Source organism: Microbulbifer maximicatervae (SeqCode), assembly GCF_056232625.1.
In genome coordinates this window covers 3,520,290-3,537,081 of sequence record NZ_CP174324.1, presented here as the reverse complement: position 1 = coordinate 3,537,081, position 16,792 = coordinate 3,520,290, and the positions used below count along the sequence as shown (strand labels likewise).

Annotated in this window: 13 protein-coding genes; all 13 read left to right on the top strand. The window is 46.0% G+C overall.

Annotated elements, in window-relative coordinates; all coding sequences use genetic code 11:
* Window positions 1–53 precede the first annotated feature (53 nt).
* The 13 genes from tssK to tssG all read left to right on the top strand — a co-directional run bounded on the left by tssK (window position 54) and on the right by tssG (window position 16,767).
* Window positions 54–1,391 (top strand): type VI secretion system baseplate subunit TssK, encoded by a 1,338-nt coding sequence (gene tssK, locus ACJJI6_RS15355; protein WP_413664108.1) that lies wholly within the window; start codon window positions 54–56, stop codon window positions 1,389–1,391.
* Window position 1,392: 1 nt separating this feature from the next.
* Window positions 1,393–2,256: a type IVB secretion system protein IcmH/DotU gene (gene icmH / locus ACJJI6_RS15350; protein WP_413664109.1), complete on the top strand. Its 864-nt coding sequence runs from the start codon at window positions 1,393–1,395 to the stop codon at window positions 2,254–2,256.
* Between the two features lie 57 nt (window positions 2,257–2,313).
* Window positions 2,314–5,856, top strand: a complete 3,543-nt coding sequence (gene tssM / locus ACJJI6_RS15345; RefSeq protein ID WP_475711092.1) for a type VI secretion system membrane subunit TssM — start codon at window positions 2,314–2,316, stop codon at window positions 5,854–5,856.
* A 14-nt stretch (window positions 5,857–5,870) separates the two neighbouring features.
* Window positions 5,871–6,548 (top strand): type VI secretion system-associated protein TagF, encoded by a 678-nt coding sequence (gene tagF, locus ACJJI6_RS15340; RefSeq protein ID WP_444895427.1) that lies wholly within the window; start codon window positions 5,871–5,873, stop codon window positions 6,546–6,548.
* A 16-nt stretch (window positions 6,549–6,564) separates the two neighbouring features.
* Entirely contained in the window at window positions 6,565–7,290 is a 726-nt protein-coding gene (locus ACJJI6_RS15335) for a SapC family protein (protein WP_444895426.1), read from the top strand.
* 149 nt (window positions 7,291–7,439) lie between these two features.
* Window positions 7,440–8,210, top strand: coding sequence for a hypothetical protein (locus ACJJI6_RS15330; protein ID WP_444895425.1), 771 nt, complete (start codon window positions 7,440–7,442; stop codon window positions 8,208–8,210).
* A 178-nt stretch (window positions 8,211–8,388) separates the two neighbouring features.
* Window positions 8,389–9,693 carry a type VI secretion system protein TssA gene (tssA, locus tag ACJJI6_RS15325; protein WP_444895424.1) on the top strand — a complete coding sequence of 435 codons (1,305 nt, stop codon included), beginning with the start codon at window positions 8,389–8,391 and terminating at the stop codon, window positions 9,691–9,693.
* Window positions 9,694–9,737: 44 nt separating this feature from the next.
* Window positions 9,738–10,259, top strand: a complete 522-nt coding sequence (gene tssB, locus ACJJI6_RS15320) for a type VI secretion system contractile sheath small subunit (protein ID WP_413664115.1) — start codon at window positions 9,738–9,740, stop codon at window positions 10,257–10,259.
* Window positions 10,256–11,743: a type VI secretion system contractile sheath large subunit gene (tssC, locus tag ACJJI6_RS15315; RefSeq protein ID WP_444895423.1), complete on the top strand. Its 1,488-nt coding sequence runs from the start codon at window positions 10,256–10,258 to the stop codon at window positions 11,741–11,743. The genes tssB and tssC (ACJJI6_RS15315) overlap by 4 nt, the downstream gene beginning before the upstream one ends.
* Window positions 11,744–11,850: 107 nt before the next feature.
* Window positions 11,851–13,365 (top strand): type VI secretion system contractile sheath large subunit, encoded by a 1,515-nt coding sequence (gene tssC, locus ACJJI6_RS15310; protein ID WP_475711090.1) that lies wholly within the window; start codon window positions 11,851–11,853, stop codon window positions 13,363–13,365.
* A gap of 5 nt (window positions 13,366–13,370) precedes the next feature.
* Window positions 13,371–13,844 carry a type VI secretion system baseplate subunit TssE gene (tssE, locus tag ACJJI6_RS15305; protein WP_444895421.1) on the top strand — a complete coding sequence of 158 codons (474 nt, stop codon included), beginning with the start codon at window positions 13,371–13,373 and terminating at the stop codon, window positions 13,842–13,844.
* Window positions 13,844–15,673, top strand: a complete 1,830-nt coding sequence (gene tssF, locus ACJJI6_RS15300) for a type VI secretion system baseplate subunit TssF (RefSeq protein ID WP_475711089.1) — start codon at window positions 13,844–13,846, stop codon at window positions 15,671–15,673. The genes tssE and tssF overlap by 1 nt, the downstream gene beginning before the upstream one ends.
* A complete protein-coding gene (tssG, locus tag ACJJI6_RS15295; RefSeq protein WP_475711088.1) occupies window positions 15,637–16,767 on the top strand; it encodes a type VI secretion system baseplate subunit TssG in 1,131 nt (376 codons plus the stop codon). The genes tssF and tssG overlap by 37 nt, the downstream gene beginning before the upstream one ends.
* Window positions 16,768–16,792 lie beyond the last annotated feature (25 nt).

Sequence of the window (16,792 nt, the reverse complement as noted above, 5' to 3'; positions counted from 1 at the left end):
GCATTAAAAATTGCTGCCCTGGAAATATTACGAGAGCTTTTTAAGGAACATTTATGTCGGCAAACAATAAAGTGATCTGGAGCGAGGGCATGTTTTTACGCCCTCAGCATTTTCAACAGCAGGATCGCTATCTCGAACAGCTTGTCGAAGCGCGCACAGCTCCGCTCGGGCCTTATACCTGGGGGATTGTAGAGCTGGCGATCGATAGTGAGCCATTATCGATGGGAAAAATTTCTCTATCGAGAGTGAAAGCTGTTTTTCCCGATGGTACCCCGATACTTGCCCCTGAAAATGAGCATTTGCCGGATGTTCTGGATGTTCCGGTTAATACTCGTGATGAAATAGTCTACCTATGTGTGCCGATGAAGCGCCCAGGTAGTCAGGAGTCGATTCGAGATCAAGAGGATTTCCCGCAGGCACGTTATCAGGCTTCGAACTTTGATGCCCGTAATAGTGCGGCGTCTTCTGGTGAGTCTGCGCGTATCCAAGTCGGAAAGTTAAGAGCTTGTCTCAAATTAGGTAGTGATGATTTGAGTGGCTATGCTGCGGTTGGGGTTGCTCGAATTAAAGAGCGCCAACCGGAAAAGCCGGTAGAGCTTGATTCTGACTATATCCCACCGCTGTTAAATGCGGAGACTTCTGCAGTTATCAATGCATATATTGAAGAAGTAAAAGGATTGCTCGACCATCGAGGCTCGGCTTTGGGTCATCGTTTGAGCGACAGCGGAAGAAGCGGATCTGCAGAAATTGCTGATTATTTGTTACTGCAGGTTATTAACCGCTTTGAACCCTTATTAAAGCAGATCACGGCTCAGCCCCGATTACATCCGCACAACTTATTTCTTGAATTATTGCAGTTGGCAGGCGAACTTTCGACGTTTACTGCTCAGTCTAAGCGCCCTCCAGAAATTCCAGTGTATGCACATGAAGACCTGCAAGTAAGCTTTGCTGGGCTGTTTTCAGCGCTTAGGCAGTCGCTCTCCACAGTGCTGGAGCAAACAGCGATTGCAATGGAATTGGTGCAGCGCAAATTTGGGATATATGTTGCGCCGGTTACTGATCCTTCATTATTAAAATCAGCCAGTTTTATTATGGCCGCAAAAGCGGATATGCCTGGCGATCTATTGCGCAGCCGCTTCCCCACGCAGGCAAAAGTTGCCCCTGTCGAGGCGATTAGAGAACTTATCTCTGCACAGTTACCCGGCTTGACTCTGCGCCCCCTTCCCGTGGCTCCTCGACAAATCCCCTATCACGCAGGGTTTACTTACTTTGAGGTGGAGCGCAGTGGAGAGTTATGGCAGGCCATGACTCGCTCGGGTGGTTTTGCAGTGCATCTGGGCGCAGAGTTCCCTGGATTAACTATGGAACTCTGGGCCATAAGGAATAATTAATATGAGTAATGACAGCTTTACTCCTCCACGGGCCCCTAATGCTGGGGATAGAACGGTTTTGATACCGACACCCGGTGCCGCAGCGGCACCGGCAGCAGCTCAGGCTCAGCCACAGTTCTTTGCCAGCCAAGATGCCCCGGTCGAGGCTCAAGTCCGCAACAGTCTTAATCCATTGGTGTCTGCGGCTTCGAAATTGTTAGGCGTAATTATCAAATTGCGCACAACGATGAATCACGCCAACGTACCTGATTTGCACAAGCGACTTACTACGGAAATCCAAAGCTTCGAGCGTGAGGCAAAGCAACTGGCTTTGACACCTGAATCAGTGCTAACAGCCCGTTACTTACTATGTACTGTCGTGGACGAGGTTGTTTTGACCACGCCTTGGGGTACAGCTAGCGGTTGGAGCCAGCACTCTCTACTTAGCCTATTTCACAAAGAGACTTTTGGAGGGGAGAAGTGTTTTGTCATTTTGCAGCGCATGCTGGAAACTCCCGCAAGTCATTTGGAACTCCTTGAGCTTTTTTACCTGTGTTTGAGCTTGGGCTTTCAGGGTAAGTATCGGCTCGTACAGCGTGGACACGAACAAATAGAACAGATTCGTGATGAGCTCTACAGAACAATTGAACAGCATAAGCAGCCAATGGACCGAGATCTTTCGCCGCGTTGGCAAGGATGCGTAGAGCGAAAATCCCGGCTGATTCATTATATACCTCTCTGGGTGATTATGAGTGTTGTCCTGGGATTGTTACTTGCAACTTATAGTGGTTATCGCTGGTGGCTCTATGAAACGACGACACCGGTCGCGGACCAGATTTTAGATTTGTCCAAAAGTGATGATGAGTCTCCGCAAGGAGAAGGGTAACACTCGGGCTGATATTGATCCTGGGTATGGTCGATACCCTGGAAGACGGAGCAATTCATGAAACGCTTGCGTAACTTTTTTACCAATAAGTGGGTGTTGGGGCTCATAGGGCTCTCAGCTCTTTCCCTCCTCATTTGGTTTGCGGCTGATTACATTAAGTTTGGTAGTGATAATGCCACGCTTTCTCACTCTGTCCGGCTAACTATTATTGTTTTTATTTTTGCTATTTGGCTTGTGTGGAATATTAGCCAATGGTTGGTAGAGAGACGCCAAAACCAGGCTTTAATAAAAGGCATTGAGGAATCACAAGAAGCCGATTCTACAGATCCAGACGAAGAACGCTCGCTGGAAGAGTTGAATGCTCTTTCTGGTCGCTTCCGTGAAGCAATGGGTGTATTACGTAGTGCTCGGTTTAAATCTGACAAGGGACAAGTTTCCCTTTATCAGCTTCCCTGGTACATCATTATTGGGCCTCCCGGTTGTGGTAAAACAACAGCCCTGGTGAACTCCGGGTTGGAATTTCCGCTGGCGCAGAGTCATGGGAAGGAAGCTCTGGGTGGGGTAGGGGGCACCCGTAACTGTGATTGGTGGTTTACCAATGATGCAGTTTTAATTGATACCGCAGGGCGTTATACGACTCAGGACAGTCATCGGGTTTACGATAATAGCGCTTGGAAAGCTTTTCTGAGCTTATTGAAAAGATACCGCCGCCGCCGCCCGATCAATGGTGCTCTGGTTGCAATTAGCTTGCAAGATTTAATGGTGCAAACTGAAGAGCAGCGCCAACACCAGGCAAAAATTATTCGCCAGCGTGTAAATGAACTGCAACAAGAGTTGGGTATTCGCTTCCCGATTTATCTCACTTTTACAAAATGTGACTTAGTTGCAGGTTTTACAGAGTTTTTCGACAACCTCTCTCAAGCTGAGCGTGAGCAAGTTTGGGGAATGAGTTTTCCCCGTGAAGCTAACGCCACTGTAGGGGCCCCTCTCGATAATTTCAAAGCAGAATTTGAGCAGCTGATAGAGCGTTTGAACCAGCGCGTATTGTGGCGTGTTCATCAGGAGAGGAATGTAGAGAAGCGGGCGTTATTGCAAGGTTTTCCTGCCCGAATGGAAAGTCTTACAGATATTCTGACAGATTTTGTAAAGCAGACTTTCGGTCCAAATCGTTACGAAACCGTCCCTATGGTCAGAGGGGTCTACTTTACTAGTGGCACTCAGGAGGGCAGTCCTGTTGACCGTATGATGTCCTCCGTAACTGCTGATTTTGGACTGGAGCGTAGCGTCGGGCCAAAATTCCAGGGTGTTGGTAAGAGCTTTTTCTTGCATCGACTATTGAAGGATGTCGTTTTCCCCGAGGCTGAATTAGTGGGCGTTAATCGCCGGATTGAGTCAGCCAACCTTTGGTTGCGTCGGGGAGTTTTTGCTACTTTGGCGGGAGGCTTTGTCGGAGCTATTTTCTTATGGAGTGGCAGTCTCGCACAGAATAAATTATCCATGGGAGAGGTTAGCGATAATCTCAGCGCATACCAAGGCGCAGAGAGTGGGCTGAAAGGCAAAAATATTACGCCCATCAGTGCCTTAAATCTGTTAGAGCCTTTAAAGCGGGCTAGTGCGGTCTACGACCGTGAGGAACATCCGTGGATTGGCAATTTGGGACTTTATGATACCAGAATTGATACTGCGGCAAATGATCTCTATCGCCATAAATTAGAAACTATTTATCTTCCCGCTTTACTTCGTGATATAGAGAGTGACCTGAGTCGTCTCGGAAGTAATGATCCCGCTTTGGTAAGTACTCTCAAAACCTATTTGATGTTTTTTAATCAAGATAAAATGGATTTGAAAACCATAGAGGCTTATTACACTGCTCGCTGGGAGCGTCAGTTACCCGGTGAAGCTGGGAGACAGGAAGAGCTGCGCTACCACCTAGATCAACTATTTATTCAGCCTCTCCCCAATTCAATTGAAGAGAATGAGAGGGTGGTAGCTCGCGCGCGACAGCAACTGCGTCGTATCCCTGTACCTCAGCGGTTATTTGCTCAACTACAAAATAGTGACTTCGGATTGACCCCTGTAGATCTCTACCAGGAAATTGGTGGAGACACTCAGCAAATTTTTGGTATGGGAGCCAATAATCCAAACTTCACGATTCCCTTCCTTTATACAAAGGCGGGTTATAAAGAACTGGACTTTGGAGCGGACTCTCAGCTGATGACAAATATGGCTGAAGAGCGCTGGATTTATGGTGGAGATCTGAGTGGCGAGGACTTTACCGAAGCCGATCGTGAAAAGCTTGGTGACGAAGTAAAACGAATCTATCTTGGGGAGTACTTACAGCGTTGGCAGGGTTTCCTTGGCGGGTTCAAAATTCAGAGATTTGGTAGCACTTCACAGGCATTGGATGTGTTGTCAAAGTTGTCTGATCCTATTTACTCACCCCTGCTTGCGATTACTGAGATAACTTCAGATAACACTCGTCTGACTCTTCGTCCTGAGGTTCCAGTCGATGCTTCAGGGGTACCGCTACCTGTATCCAGTACTACTCGAAAGTTGGGACAAGCCGCACTGGGTAGTGCAACCAGTGCCTTGCAGGATCATTACAAGCCAAACATTGTTGATGTTAGGTTTGAGGAGGTCCAGCGAATCACTCAGAGTGAGAAGGGGCGACCAGCGCGTATCCAAGAATACCTGGATACTATTAATAAAATTCAGGAATACCTCACCGAGATCGACAGCGCTCCCGATTCGAATCAAGCGGCCTTTGGACGTGCCAAAGCGCGTTTTGCCGGCGGTAGCGATGCGATTAAACAGTTAAGGGTTAAGGCTGCTAATGCGCCAGCACCTTTTGACCAGTGGCTGACAGATATTGCTGACAGCGCTTGGGGGCTGGTAATGGCCAAGACTAAGGCGCATATCAACCGTGTCTGGCGTGAAGAGGTGTATCAAAGCTATAGCAATAGCCTGGCAAACCGGTACCCACTGCGTAGCGACCGTGATCAGGAAGTGCCGGTGATGGAGTTTAACCAGTACTTCAAGCCAGGTGGTATTGAGGAGAAATTTGTCAATCAGTATCTGAAGCCATTTGTGGATACCAGAAATTGGAAAATCAAATACGTTGAAGGGCAGGGCATTAGCCTTTCAAGGGAAGCTCTTTCCCAGTTGCGTCGAGCTGAACGTATTCGCAAAACTTTCTTCAGTGCTGGCGAAGGAGCTTCTTACTCCTTCCGTATTGAGCCTACGAAACTGGATTCCAGTGTTCGTTTGTTTGAACTTGAACTTGGAGAGCAGCGAGTTCCATACTCCCATGGCCCTAAAACCACTAAAAAGCTGACTTGGCGTGGTGGTGAAAGTAATCGTGTCCGCATTATCTTTGAAGATCTGAATGAGACTGTTCATCGCAAGCATTTTGAAGGGGACTGGGCATGGTACAGACTGCTAGCGAGCTCAGATTTGGAAGCCGGGCGAAGTAATGCAGAGCACTTTGTCACTTTCTCTGAGGAAGGGCGAAAGGCTCAATTTAAATTGATTGCATCTAATGTAAACAATCCGTTCGACCGCAGTTTACTGCGCGGATATCGATGCCCTGAGACCCTGTAGACGGAGTAGATGATTTGCAAAATACAGTTGGTATTTTTGGTAAGTTGCCGGGTCACGGGGACTTTGTTCAGCGGCAGCTGCCGGGTAGTTTTGTCACTGTATGGGATGGCTGGTTACAACGAGCGGTATTTGGTTCTCGTGAACTCGTAGGTCAAGAGTGGTTGGACTACTACTTGACCAGTCCTGTTTGGAGGTTTGTCCACAGCAAAGGCATCATTGATGCCAATGCGTGGGCCGGAATTTTAGTGCCTAGTGTGGATAGTGTTGGGCGCTATTTTCCGTTGACATTTGCTGCTCCTCTATCCCCGGTAGTGGATGCATTTGCTTTTATGTCTGATGCTAAGAGCTGGTTCCAGAGCTTGTCGGAATTAGCAATTACATCGCTACAAAATATGCTACATGCAGACCAATTATGTGAGGCGTTTAGTGCTCCCCCTGACAGAGCGGGCATTATCTCTCTGCCTCCAGCACAGGGGGACTTTGTCGTCTCCACAGGCCAATCGAATAGTCTGGAAAGAGGCTTTGCAGGTCTTTTAGGGCAGATGAGCAAAAGTAGCTACTCCGCATATAGTCTGTGGTGGAGCGAGGGGTCACAGCATTTGGCCCCGACAACTTTGTTATGCCCGTCATTGCCGAGCCCAGAACTGTACAGTTCAATGCTTGGTGTACGATTGCAGCAAAATATGAATTAGGGTGTGGGGGCGCAATGTGAAACAGTGGGTCGTGTTGGATAAGAAAAAGCATCGTAATGTTAGATTACTTAAAAGCGATCTTTCCCACAGTAAAAATTTACATGTTTGTTCAATTCTTTTGACTGAGTTTACACCGGTAGCGCATGCATGCCCTATCATATTTGCTAAGTCAAAAGACTCTGGGAAGCTTGAAAGTAGTGCATTGCTTGGTGTGAAACCAGGTGAAAATCTTTTCTGGCAAGAAGAGCAGTGGCAAGGGGAATATGTTCCTGAATCTGTTCGTAATTATCCTTTTTGTTTGAAGTATAAACAAAATGATTTTTCCAGTGCATATATTTGTATCGAATCTTCGCTCCTATCCGCCGGTAAATGCACTTCTCCTAGTGTTAGTTTATTTGAGGTAGATGGGAAGGCAAGCAAAGACCTCTTAGAAATACAGCGCCGGCTAAAAAAAAGCCACTTTAATAGGATGCAGGTCTGGAAATTTGTTGATATTTTGCAGAAGTTCAATTTGCTAGAAGAAAAGATAATTAATATAGATTTGGCTGATGGCCTTAAACATAAATTTACAGGGGTATATTGCATTTCTGAATCGAGGCTACAAAAGCTTGAAGCGGAAAAATTTTTAAAGTTACGAGAGTTGGGTTACCTCCCATTTATTTATTCTCATTTATTTTCCTTACAGAAAGCATCAGCTTTAAGTGCGTTGTACCAGAAGTATAAAGTAAAAGTGCTTCATTGATTTAGAAGAAAACAACCTACATCTAATTAAATGTTATTGCCTCAGAGCGTCAGTTTAATGAAGCGAAAGGGCAGAATGAAACCAGAAGGAAGGAGCAAAGGCTCTGGTTTGTCAAGAAGGTATCAGAGCAGGAAGCGAAGGTTGCTGATATGTCTTACGGAATAATTTTTACTGGGGAGAAAAGAAGTTCTGTGGAGCGACGCTATGCAATAGCTGCATTAGGGCGCGAATTTGGCTTGAATTTTAGTCAGATAAAGGGGCTTCTGACAGGTGTAAAATCACAAATCAAATCTACGGATGATAGAGGGGAAGCCCGCCAGTTAGTGAATAAATTCTGGTTGGCTGGCTGGCACACTCAGCTCTATCAGAATGATCAGTTGATACACTGTACTGCAAAGTCTAGTAATTATGGTGAATCTCCTTTGCCCCCGACTCTTACCTTCTTAGAAGATAAAGAGGGAACGATTTCTATAGGGGTTCCTTCGGGGTGGCAAAAGTTTGATAGCTTGAATCGGGAAGCGGTAATTCAGGCGGGAAGTCCAGAGTTGAGTCGCTACTTGATTGTATTGAGACAGGAACGAAGTCAGCTCCCCCAAGGTTTGTTACTTGACCATTTTGGAAAAGCCCAAATACAGCAATGCCTGACCAGAGTGGAGAATGGTGTTCTTATATCAGGACCAGAAGTGTTGAGAGGGGGTAACCATAGTGGACATATTTATGAGATGTCTGCTGATATTACAGAAACGCCAGTTCACTACTTAGTCACATTTTTTCAATGTCAGGACAGTTTCTATTCCGTGTTTTTGTGGTCATCTATTCAAGATTCTGAGAGAAGTAGAACTGAATTTTTGCATATTTTTACCACATTTACACTTGTAGCTAATACGGCCAGTTGCGATCCAACATTAGTTCCGATGTAATAGCTTGGAATAAGAAGCCAAAATCTAACAAAAATAAATAGCGTAAAATTGTCAACTGAACATGTTTTTTAAAGTAATAGGTACCAAGCGCATTATTTGCCTTGATTAGATATCTACAACGTGTACTCTTCTCAGAATTCTGATTAAAGGATTTGATTCGGTATAAGGGCCTTTTTTGATGGCATTCCCAAACACGATAAATATCGATGAATTAGTTGCTCCAATCTCAGAGGATAATCCCGTAGGGGAAGATATCCGAGAGGATCGTTCGCCAACTTCTGATTATTACTCGATCAAAGATGCTCGCAACAGTGCAAGGGCTGCTGAACGCTCCGCAATGTTCGATGATGCAGACACAGACCTACTCGCACCTTGGAGGGATGTAGCAAAAGCTGCAGAAAATATCCTAGGGAAAAAGAGTAAGGACTTGGAGGTTGCCAGCTGGTATACCGAGGCCTTGATTCGCTTACATGGCTTTATTGGCTTGAGAGATGGCCTGCAGGTGATCGACTCGTTAGTAGAGCAATATTGGGAAGGTCTGTATCCCTTACCAGACGAAGATGGCCTTGAGACAAAAGTAGCACCCCTGACAGGTTTGAATGGTGATGGTGGTGATGGCACCTTGCTAATGCCTATTCGCAGTGCCGGTATTACTCCCGAAGGGGATTATGGGGACTATTCATTCTTCCAATTCCAACAGGCTCGGGATGCTGACAGAATTGCAGATGACGATGCCAAGGCTGCCCGAATAGAAACGCTGGGTTACAACCTTGAGCAGATTGATCAATGTGTAAACAGTGCGAGCGGTGAATGGGCTCAAAACCTCGTCCAGACAATCGAGGCAGCGCTGGGGCACTTTAAGACCATAAATGATAGCCTGCGACAAAGCTGCGGCCATGATGCCCCCCCATCCACGAATATTTCATCTCTATTGGATGAGGTGTTGCGGACAAGCCGCTTTATTTATAAGACGCACTTGGAGTCTATGGAGCAGACTCAAGAAGATGTGGCGTCTGAATCATCAAAAGAGTCTGCTGGGGAAGTTCAAGCTGGAAATGCAGCTGCAGCAGCGGTTACTTCTGTGGCTGCCTCTGCTGTAGCTGTCCCTACCGGTCCGGTAGTGTCCAGAGAAGATGCCTTAAAATTGCTTGAGCAGGCGGCAAAGTATTTTCGTACCTATGAGCCGCATACGCCGCTGGCGCCCGGCCTGGAGAGGCTGATAGGCTGGGGACGAATGACCGTTTCACAATTGATGTCTGAATTGCTACCTGATGATCAGTCGAAGGCGCTTTACTCCCAGTTGACGGGAGTTCGTCTCGATGGCACGGATACACAAAAATATATAACCCCACCAGTGACTACAAGTGGCACGTCATCAGCTCCTGCGGTTGCCGCAGATACACCTACTGAAAGTGTATCCGCGCCAGTCTCTGATGAAGGTTGGGGTGAGCAACCGCAAGAAGAAGCCAGCACTGGTTGGTAATTAACTGAGAACAGCAGTCCCTAAAGTCGGAAAGGAGACCTTAGATGTCTGAAAGCATCCACAACAAACTTAAGCGCGTGCGTAAGCCGCGTGTACATATCACTTACGATGTTGAAACTAACGGAGCCGAAGTCAAAAAGGAGCTTCCTTTTGTGGCGGGTGTTATGGGTGATTACTCTGGTGATAATGCCGAGAATCGCAAAGCTCTGAAAGATCGTAAGTTTATCCAAATTGACCGCGATAACTTCAACGACGTAATGGGTAAAGTAAACCCAAAGTTGAACTTGCAGGTTGAAAACACCCTGACTGGTGACGGTAGCAAGATGGCTGTTGATCTCGACTTCAACAACATGGACGCCTTCTCGCCGGAGCAGATTGTTGAGCAGGTTGAGCCACTAAAGCAATTGCTTGAAGCCCGTAGCAAGCTGCGTGATCTGCTGAGTAAAGCTGATCGCTCTGAGGAGCTTGAAAAAGTACTTGAGGATATTCTCAAGAGCACAGAAAACGTCAGCGCTATCTCTGACCAGTTGGGCTTGAATGAGGATAAAGGAGAGGACTCAGAATGAGCACTGAAGTAGAAAATGTTGCAGGAAGTGAAGCTGAAGAGCAATCGGCGAGTCTCCTAGACCAGGCGATTGCGGCAACTAAACAAACTGAGCCTCAAGAAGCACAAGACTTGCTTGCGAATTTGACAGAGCAAGTAATGAAAGGGACGGTCACCTGGGATCGCAACCTGACCCAGACCATCAAGAAAGCTGTTAGCGCGATTGATAAGGCCATGTCCCAGCAGCTGTCTGCGATTTTGCATGACGAGAAATTCCAGAAACTGGAAGGATCATGGCGTGGTCTGAATCACCTGGTCATGAACTCGGAAACTGGCGCTACCATGAAAATCCGCATGCTCAATTTGAGCAAGCGCGAGCTCTTCCGCGACCTGGATAAGGCAGTTGAGTTCGACCAGAGCCAGACCTTCAAAAAAATCTATGAAGAAGAGTTTGGTACTGCGGGTGGTGAGCCCTACGGCGTAATGATCGGGGATTTCGAGTTCACCAGCCACCCTGAGGATATCGAGCTTCTGAGCAAGATGTCTAATGTTGCTGCGGCTGGCTTCTGTCCGTTTGTTGCAGCTGCCGGTGCCGGCATGTTTGGTTTTGATGACTACACGGAGCTTTCCAAACCGAGAGATCTGGGTGGTATTTTTGAATCCGCCGAGTACATCAAGTGGCGCAGTTTCCGTGACAGTGACGACTCCCGTTTTGTCACCTTGGTAATGCCGCGTACCCTGGCCCGTACCCCTTATGGTGCTAACACCAAGCCGATTGAAGCTTTTGACTTCGAAGAATTTGAAGTGGATGAAGACGGCGTTTCCCGTCCAGCAGAGCACGATCAATACTGCTGGATGAATGCTTCTTATGTTATGGGCACCACGATGACTCAAGCATTCGCTGAGAACTCCTGGTGTACTGCAATTCGCGGTGCTGAGGGTGGTGGTAAAGTAGAAGGGCTACCATCTCACGTGTTCAAGAGTGACGATGGGGATCTCGATCAGAAATGCCCCACAGAGATTGGTATTACCGATCGCCGTGAAGCGGAGTTAAGCGCTCAAGGCTTCTTGCCTCTGTGTCACTACAAGAATACGGATTACTCGGTATTCTTTGGTGCTCAAAGTGCGCAAAAGGCAAAGGCATACGATGACCCTGACGCCACTGCTAACGCAGCTATTTCTGCCCGCTTGCCTTATTTAATGGCGACTTCCCGTATTGCACATTACCTCAAGGTAATGGCGCGCGATAAAGTGGGTTCCTTTATGGAAGCCGGTGATTGTGAGCGTTGGTTGAACAAGTGGATCTCCCAGTACACTAACTCCAATCCTGATGCGAGCCCTGAAATGAAAGCGAAGTACCCGCTTTCTGAAGCGCGTGTAGAAGTAAAAGAGATTCCGGGTCAGCCTGGATGTTACAGTGCAATTGCCTATCTGAAACCCTGGTTACAGATGGAAGAATTGACGACATCCTTGCGTATGGTGGCAAATATCCCATCTGCGGGATAAGGCTCCGGGCCCGCTCTTAGGGGCGGGTTCTCTCTTCACATGGCCTTGTTCAAGGCCAGCGTTTCACCATTATTTATTCAAATAATAATTCTTGTTGGAGTATACCGGTGCCCCGTGCAGCACATGACCAAATATCGGAAGATCAACCAGATGTTCTACCGGAGAAATTGGCGAGAGGGCAGCAGAGAGAGCTACATAAATTTCTGCAGGAACCGGATGACCTTTTTGCATTTGAATATTGGCTCACAGAATTATCCCCTCGTACAAATAGGAATAATTATTCCGTTCGCCAATATCTTGGTCGAATTATCGCCGAGTTGGATGAACTAATCTGTGACCAGCTGAATTGTATAATTCATCACCAGAAGTTTCAGAGACTTGAAGCGAGCTGGCGGGGACTATCCCTCTTAGTGTTTGATACGCCCCATGCTGAAAATATTAAAATCAAACTCTTAGATGCCAGCTGGAAAGAGCTGGCGAAGGATATGGAGAGGGCCCCGGATTTTGACCAATCTGGCCTGTTTCATCTTATATACAATGAAGAGTTCGGTACTCCAGGCGGTGAGCCATTTGGTTTGTTACTTGGAGATTACTATGTATCTCATCGGCCACTGCCTGATCACCCTTATGATGATGTCTTTACTTTGCAGGGCATCGCACATACTGCAGCCGCAGCCTTTGCACCGTTTGTTTGTGCATCAGCCCCACAACTTTTTGGCGTAGACAACTTTTCGGATCTAGCAAAGCCTATCAATTTTTCAGAAGTATTCCGTCAAAAGGAATACATTCGATGGAATGGCCTTCGGGACCTGGAAGACAGCCGATTTATTGCTTTAACACTTCCTCAAGTTTTAATGAGAGAACCCTATAATCAGGAGTTTTCATCCTATCGTGGTTTGAGGTTTCAGGAACAGGTACGGGCACCCCATAGCCAGAATTATTTATGGGGGAACGCCTGCTTTGCATTGGGTACTGTGCTATTAAGAGAATTTAGTGAAGTTGGCTGGTTTTCACATATTAGAGGAGTTGCTCGTGATCATTTGGGGGGAGGGTTGGTAACCCAGCTACCAATGGTGCCTTATAGGCCAGATAGTACTCCTGGCATGATCCGAATGGCCACTTCAATTTTGGTAACTGATTTTGCTGAGCGGGATTTAAGTGACTTAGGGTATGTATGCTTGAGTCATTGTTACGATACCCCTTACAGCGCCTTTAATAGTGTTCCATCACTTCAAAGGCCGAAGCAATTTACTTCTAAAGCAGCCACGGCTAATGCGCGTATTAGCTCCATGTTACAACAAATACTTTGCGCATCTCGATTTGCTCATTATATCAAGGTAATGATAAGGGATAAGGTGGGTGCTTATATGAATGCTGCAGATTGCGAGCGGCAGTTGCAGCATTGGTTGGATGAATATACAACGGGAAGGGATGACCTTTCCTGGGAAATGCAGGCTCGATACCCTCTACGGGAGTCCCGGGTGCAAGTAACGGATGAGCCAGGTAAAGCGGGTAGCTATCAAAGTGTGATTCATCTCAAGAGTCATTACACCGTTGACCATCTTGTATCCGAGCTAAAACTTACAACCGCATTGGCAACAATCGGCGTCGGAGCTACCTAATTATTATGGTTAGAGAAAAGCGACTATTGGCACCGGTATTGGATCGATTATTACAATCATCTAGTAAATTGGATGTACATCAATCTCATCAAGTGTTGAGACAGTTGCGTGAAGGGGTGCGTCGTGATTTGGAATACTTGTTCAACACAAGATTTAAATGTATTTCCGCACCTTCAACTCATGAAAGTTTAGAACAGTCGAATATTAACTATGGGTTGCCAGACCTATCAACAGTCAATCTTTCTTCTGCCGCTAGCCGAAAACAGTTTTGTCGAGATATTGAAAAAACAATTTTAAATTTTGAGCCCAGAATACGTTCGGTAAAAGTAACCACCCAAGACAAAGTGGATGTCGAAGATCCTAGTATACGCTTTCGTGTAGAAGCTGTATTACATGTAAATCCAGCATCGGAAGTTATTGTATTTGATTCGGCACTCAACCCAGTTACCCAGCTGGTGGATGTCTCTGAGATTATGTGATGAGTGAAAAGTTAATAGATCTCTACGAGCGCGAGCTCGCATTCATTCAGCAAACTTCTGCTGAATTTGCAAAGATGCACCCAGCTGCCGCATCCCGACTTCAGCTGGATGCAGACACAGTTGATGATCCTTTAGTAGGGCGACTGTTGTCCGGCTTCGCTTACATGAATGCTCGGGTGCAGCAAAAGCTGAGTGATGATTTTCCGGAGTTAACGGATGCAATGCTGGAAACTCTGTATCCTCATTATCTTCGTCCTATTCCCTCTTGTGCCATTGTTCAGTTTGAACCGGAAAAGGATTTGGATGCGATAACTCGCGTAGAAACAAAGACGTTACTCGAAAGTGACAGCTTTCAAGGGCAAACCTGCCGCTTTACTACTTGTTATCCGGCAGAAATTTGTCCATTTCAGGCGGTAAGTGCCACTCTGATGCCAAGGCCATTTATCGCTCCGGGCTGTAATGACATTCAGGGCGCTAATGCTGTTTTAAAATTGTCTCTTAAAACTTTTAGCCCAAGCATAAAATTTTCTGATTTAAACCCTGAGAGTCTCCGATTTTTCCTTCGTGGCCAACCATCTCATATCTATAGTTTATATGACCTGTTACTCAGTAAGTGTGTAAGGTTGGTTGTTGCCAATGGGGAGAGTGATCCAAAGCCAACTTTTCTCTCTCCGGATGAAATATGTCAAGTGGGGCTAAGTCCAGATGAGGGTTTATTGCCATATCCTGATACCGCATTCGTAGGATATCGACTCCTAACTGAATATTTTGCTTTTCCAGAAAAGTTCCTTTTCTTGGATATGTTGAACATTGGTGAGGCGTTAAACGAGAGCTTTGACGACACGCTAAATCTGTATTTTTATTTATCCGAAACTCATGAAGAGTTGGAAAAACAGATTTCTCCAAGCATGTTTGCTTTGGGTTGTGCTCCGGTTGTTAATTTATTTAAGCAAAGTGCAGATCCTATTCCACTTAATCACTCGCAGTATAGTTACCATGTGGTCCCGGATGCTCGTAGGAGTGATGGCTTGGAAATATACTCAGTGGATGAAGTCGCGGCAACTAACGGTGATGGAGAGACAACCAGTTATCGGCCTTTCTATGGAATTCGACACAGTCAACATCATGCTGATCAATCTGCCTTTTGGTTTAGTCGTCGCAGAGATGTGATCGAAGGGGAGCATCGGAATGAACAAGCATCCGAGATAGATATAAGCTTAGTCGATCTTGACTTTAATCCGCATCGAATTAGTGATCAGACGTTAGATATTAAGTTAACGTGTTGTAATCGTAATCTGGCCAAGAAATTACCTAGTGGTAGCGCCCAACCTTATTTAGAGGTTGTTGACGGTGATTTGCCAGTTAGCCGAATTAGTTGTGTGGTTTCCCCAACGGCAACTATACGGCCGCCTCGACGAGAGCGAGGATATTGGAGGTTAATTTCCCACCTTAACTTAAATCATCTTTCCCTATCAGGTGCAGAGGGATGTAATGCGTTAAAAGAAATTTTTAGGCTTTACGATTTTCGTGATTCGGCAAGTACTCGCAACCTGATTGAATCACTCTTGAAGCTTAATACTAAACCGGTTACTGCTCCGATTCAGATTGATCAAAGTGTAGTTTTATGTCGTGGCACAGAAGTTGAGATTGAACTTGATTCCATGATGTTAACAGGAACAAGTCCATTGTTATTTGCTAGCATCATAGAGCGTTTCCTGGGCTTATACTGTTCAATTAATTCATTTACAAAACTGATTGCCACTATGAGTGGTCGAGATGGGGAGTTGAAGCGATGGCCACCTCGCGCCGGCGAAAAAGCTTTACTGTAATTGAGCGTTTACGCCGAGAGCCTTATAACTTTGATTTTTTTCAAGCGGTAAGGCTGGTAGAGCGTGCAGTACATCTGGCAGGTACAGGTTTCAGTAAAGAACCTATAGCGAGCGCTGCCCCTCCGAATAAAGAGCTGATTCGGTTTAGTGCTCAATCTGGGTTGTCTTTTGTTAGTTCGGATGTTTTACGTCTAGAGAAGAAAAACGTTGAACATGAAGAGCCCGATGAAAATGAGACTCATCAGTGGCATATGGAGGTGGGTTTTACAGGGTTAATCGGTAGTCAGGGGGTGATGCCGTATTATCTGACAGAGTTAGTGCAAAGGGAACTTAGGGAGAACAATACGGCACTGCGTGATTTTCTGGATATGTTTAATCACCGGAGTGTCTCTCTTTTTTACCAATCTTGGCATAAATACCAGTTGCCTGTGAATTATGAACGGCAACGCCTGCAGAATTCTAGAGAGCCAGACAAGTTTACCCAGGCTCTAGCATCCCTAGCAGGGCTTGGCACAAGTGAAATGCGCTATCGAATGCCGATACCGGATGAAGCACTTGTTGGAATGGGAGGACATCTTTCCAGCGGACGCTGTTCCGCTACCGCTTTATCCAGCATGATCAAGCATTATTTTGATTTAACGGTAAGCATCGAACAATTCCAGGGACAGTGGGATGAGTTACCGGATGATATCTTGTGTCGACTGCCCAGTGCTCAGGTGCCGAAGGGTATTAATAATTGCTTGGGAGTAAATACCATTCTGGGTACGCACTGCTTCCAAGCCCAGAATAAATTTCGAGTAATTATTGAGTCAATGCCTTATGAGCAATTTATGACTATTGCTCCGGGTACGAAAAAGTTGGAATCGCTTAAGGAGTTTATTCACTTTAGTGCTGGTATTGAGTTGGATTTTGAGTTGTCGGTGACACTTTCAACCAGCCAGGTGGCACCTGTTCAGCTAAATAGAAAAGCTGAGAATGAACCTTTACTGGGATGGAATACTCACATGGCTAGTGAACAAGATGGTGAAAGGTTAGTACAAATAACCTTAAGTGCAGACAATATTTCACCTGATGAAGCTTTACCTGCTGCATAAGTAAAATTAATAACTTTATTATTTA

What these genes read in the sequence shown, in the direction of transcription:
- tssK (WP_413664108.1), top strand. Translation starts at nt 54, where the DNA reads ATGTCGGCAAACAATAAAGTGATCTGGAGCGAGGGCATGTTTTTACGC.
- icmH (WP_413664109.1), top strand. Translation starts at nt 1,393, where the DNA reads ATGAGTAATGACAGCTTTACTCCTCCACGGGCCCCTAATGCTGGGGAT.
- tssM (WP_475711092.1), top strand. Translation starts at nt 2,314, where the DNA reads ATGAAACGCTTGCGTAACTTTTTTACCAATAAGTGGGTGTTGGGGCTC.
- ACJJI6_RS15330 (WP_444895425.1), top strand. Translation starts at nt 7,440, where the DNA reads ATGTCTTACGGAATAATTTTTACTGGGGAGAAAAGAAGTTCTGTGGAG.
- tssA (WP_444895424.1), top strand. Translation starts at nt 8,389, where the DNA reads ATGGCATTCCCAAACACGATAAATATCGATGAATTAGTTGCTCCAATC.
- tssB (WP_413664115.1), top strand. Translation starts at nt 9,738, where the DNA reads ATGTCTGAAAGCATCCACAACAAACTTAAGCGCGTGCGTAAGCCGCGT.
- tssC (WP_444895423.1), top strand. Translation starts at nt 10,256, where the DNA reads ATGAGCACTGAAGTAGAAAATGTTGCAGGAAGTGAAGCTGAAGAGCAA.
- tssE (WP_444895421.1), top strand. Translation starts at nt 13,371, where the DNA reads ATGGTTAGAGAAAAGCGACTATTGGCACCGGTATTGGATCGATTATTA.
- tssF (WP_475711089.1), top strand. Translation starts at nt 13,844, where the DNA reads ATGAGTGAAAAGTTAATAGATCTCTACGAGCGCGAGCTCGCATTCATT.
- tssG (WP_475711088.1), top strand. Translation starts at nt 15,637, where the DNA reads ATGGCCACCTCGCGCCGGCGAAAAAGCTTTACTGTAATTGAGCGTTTA.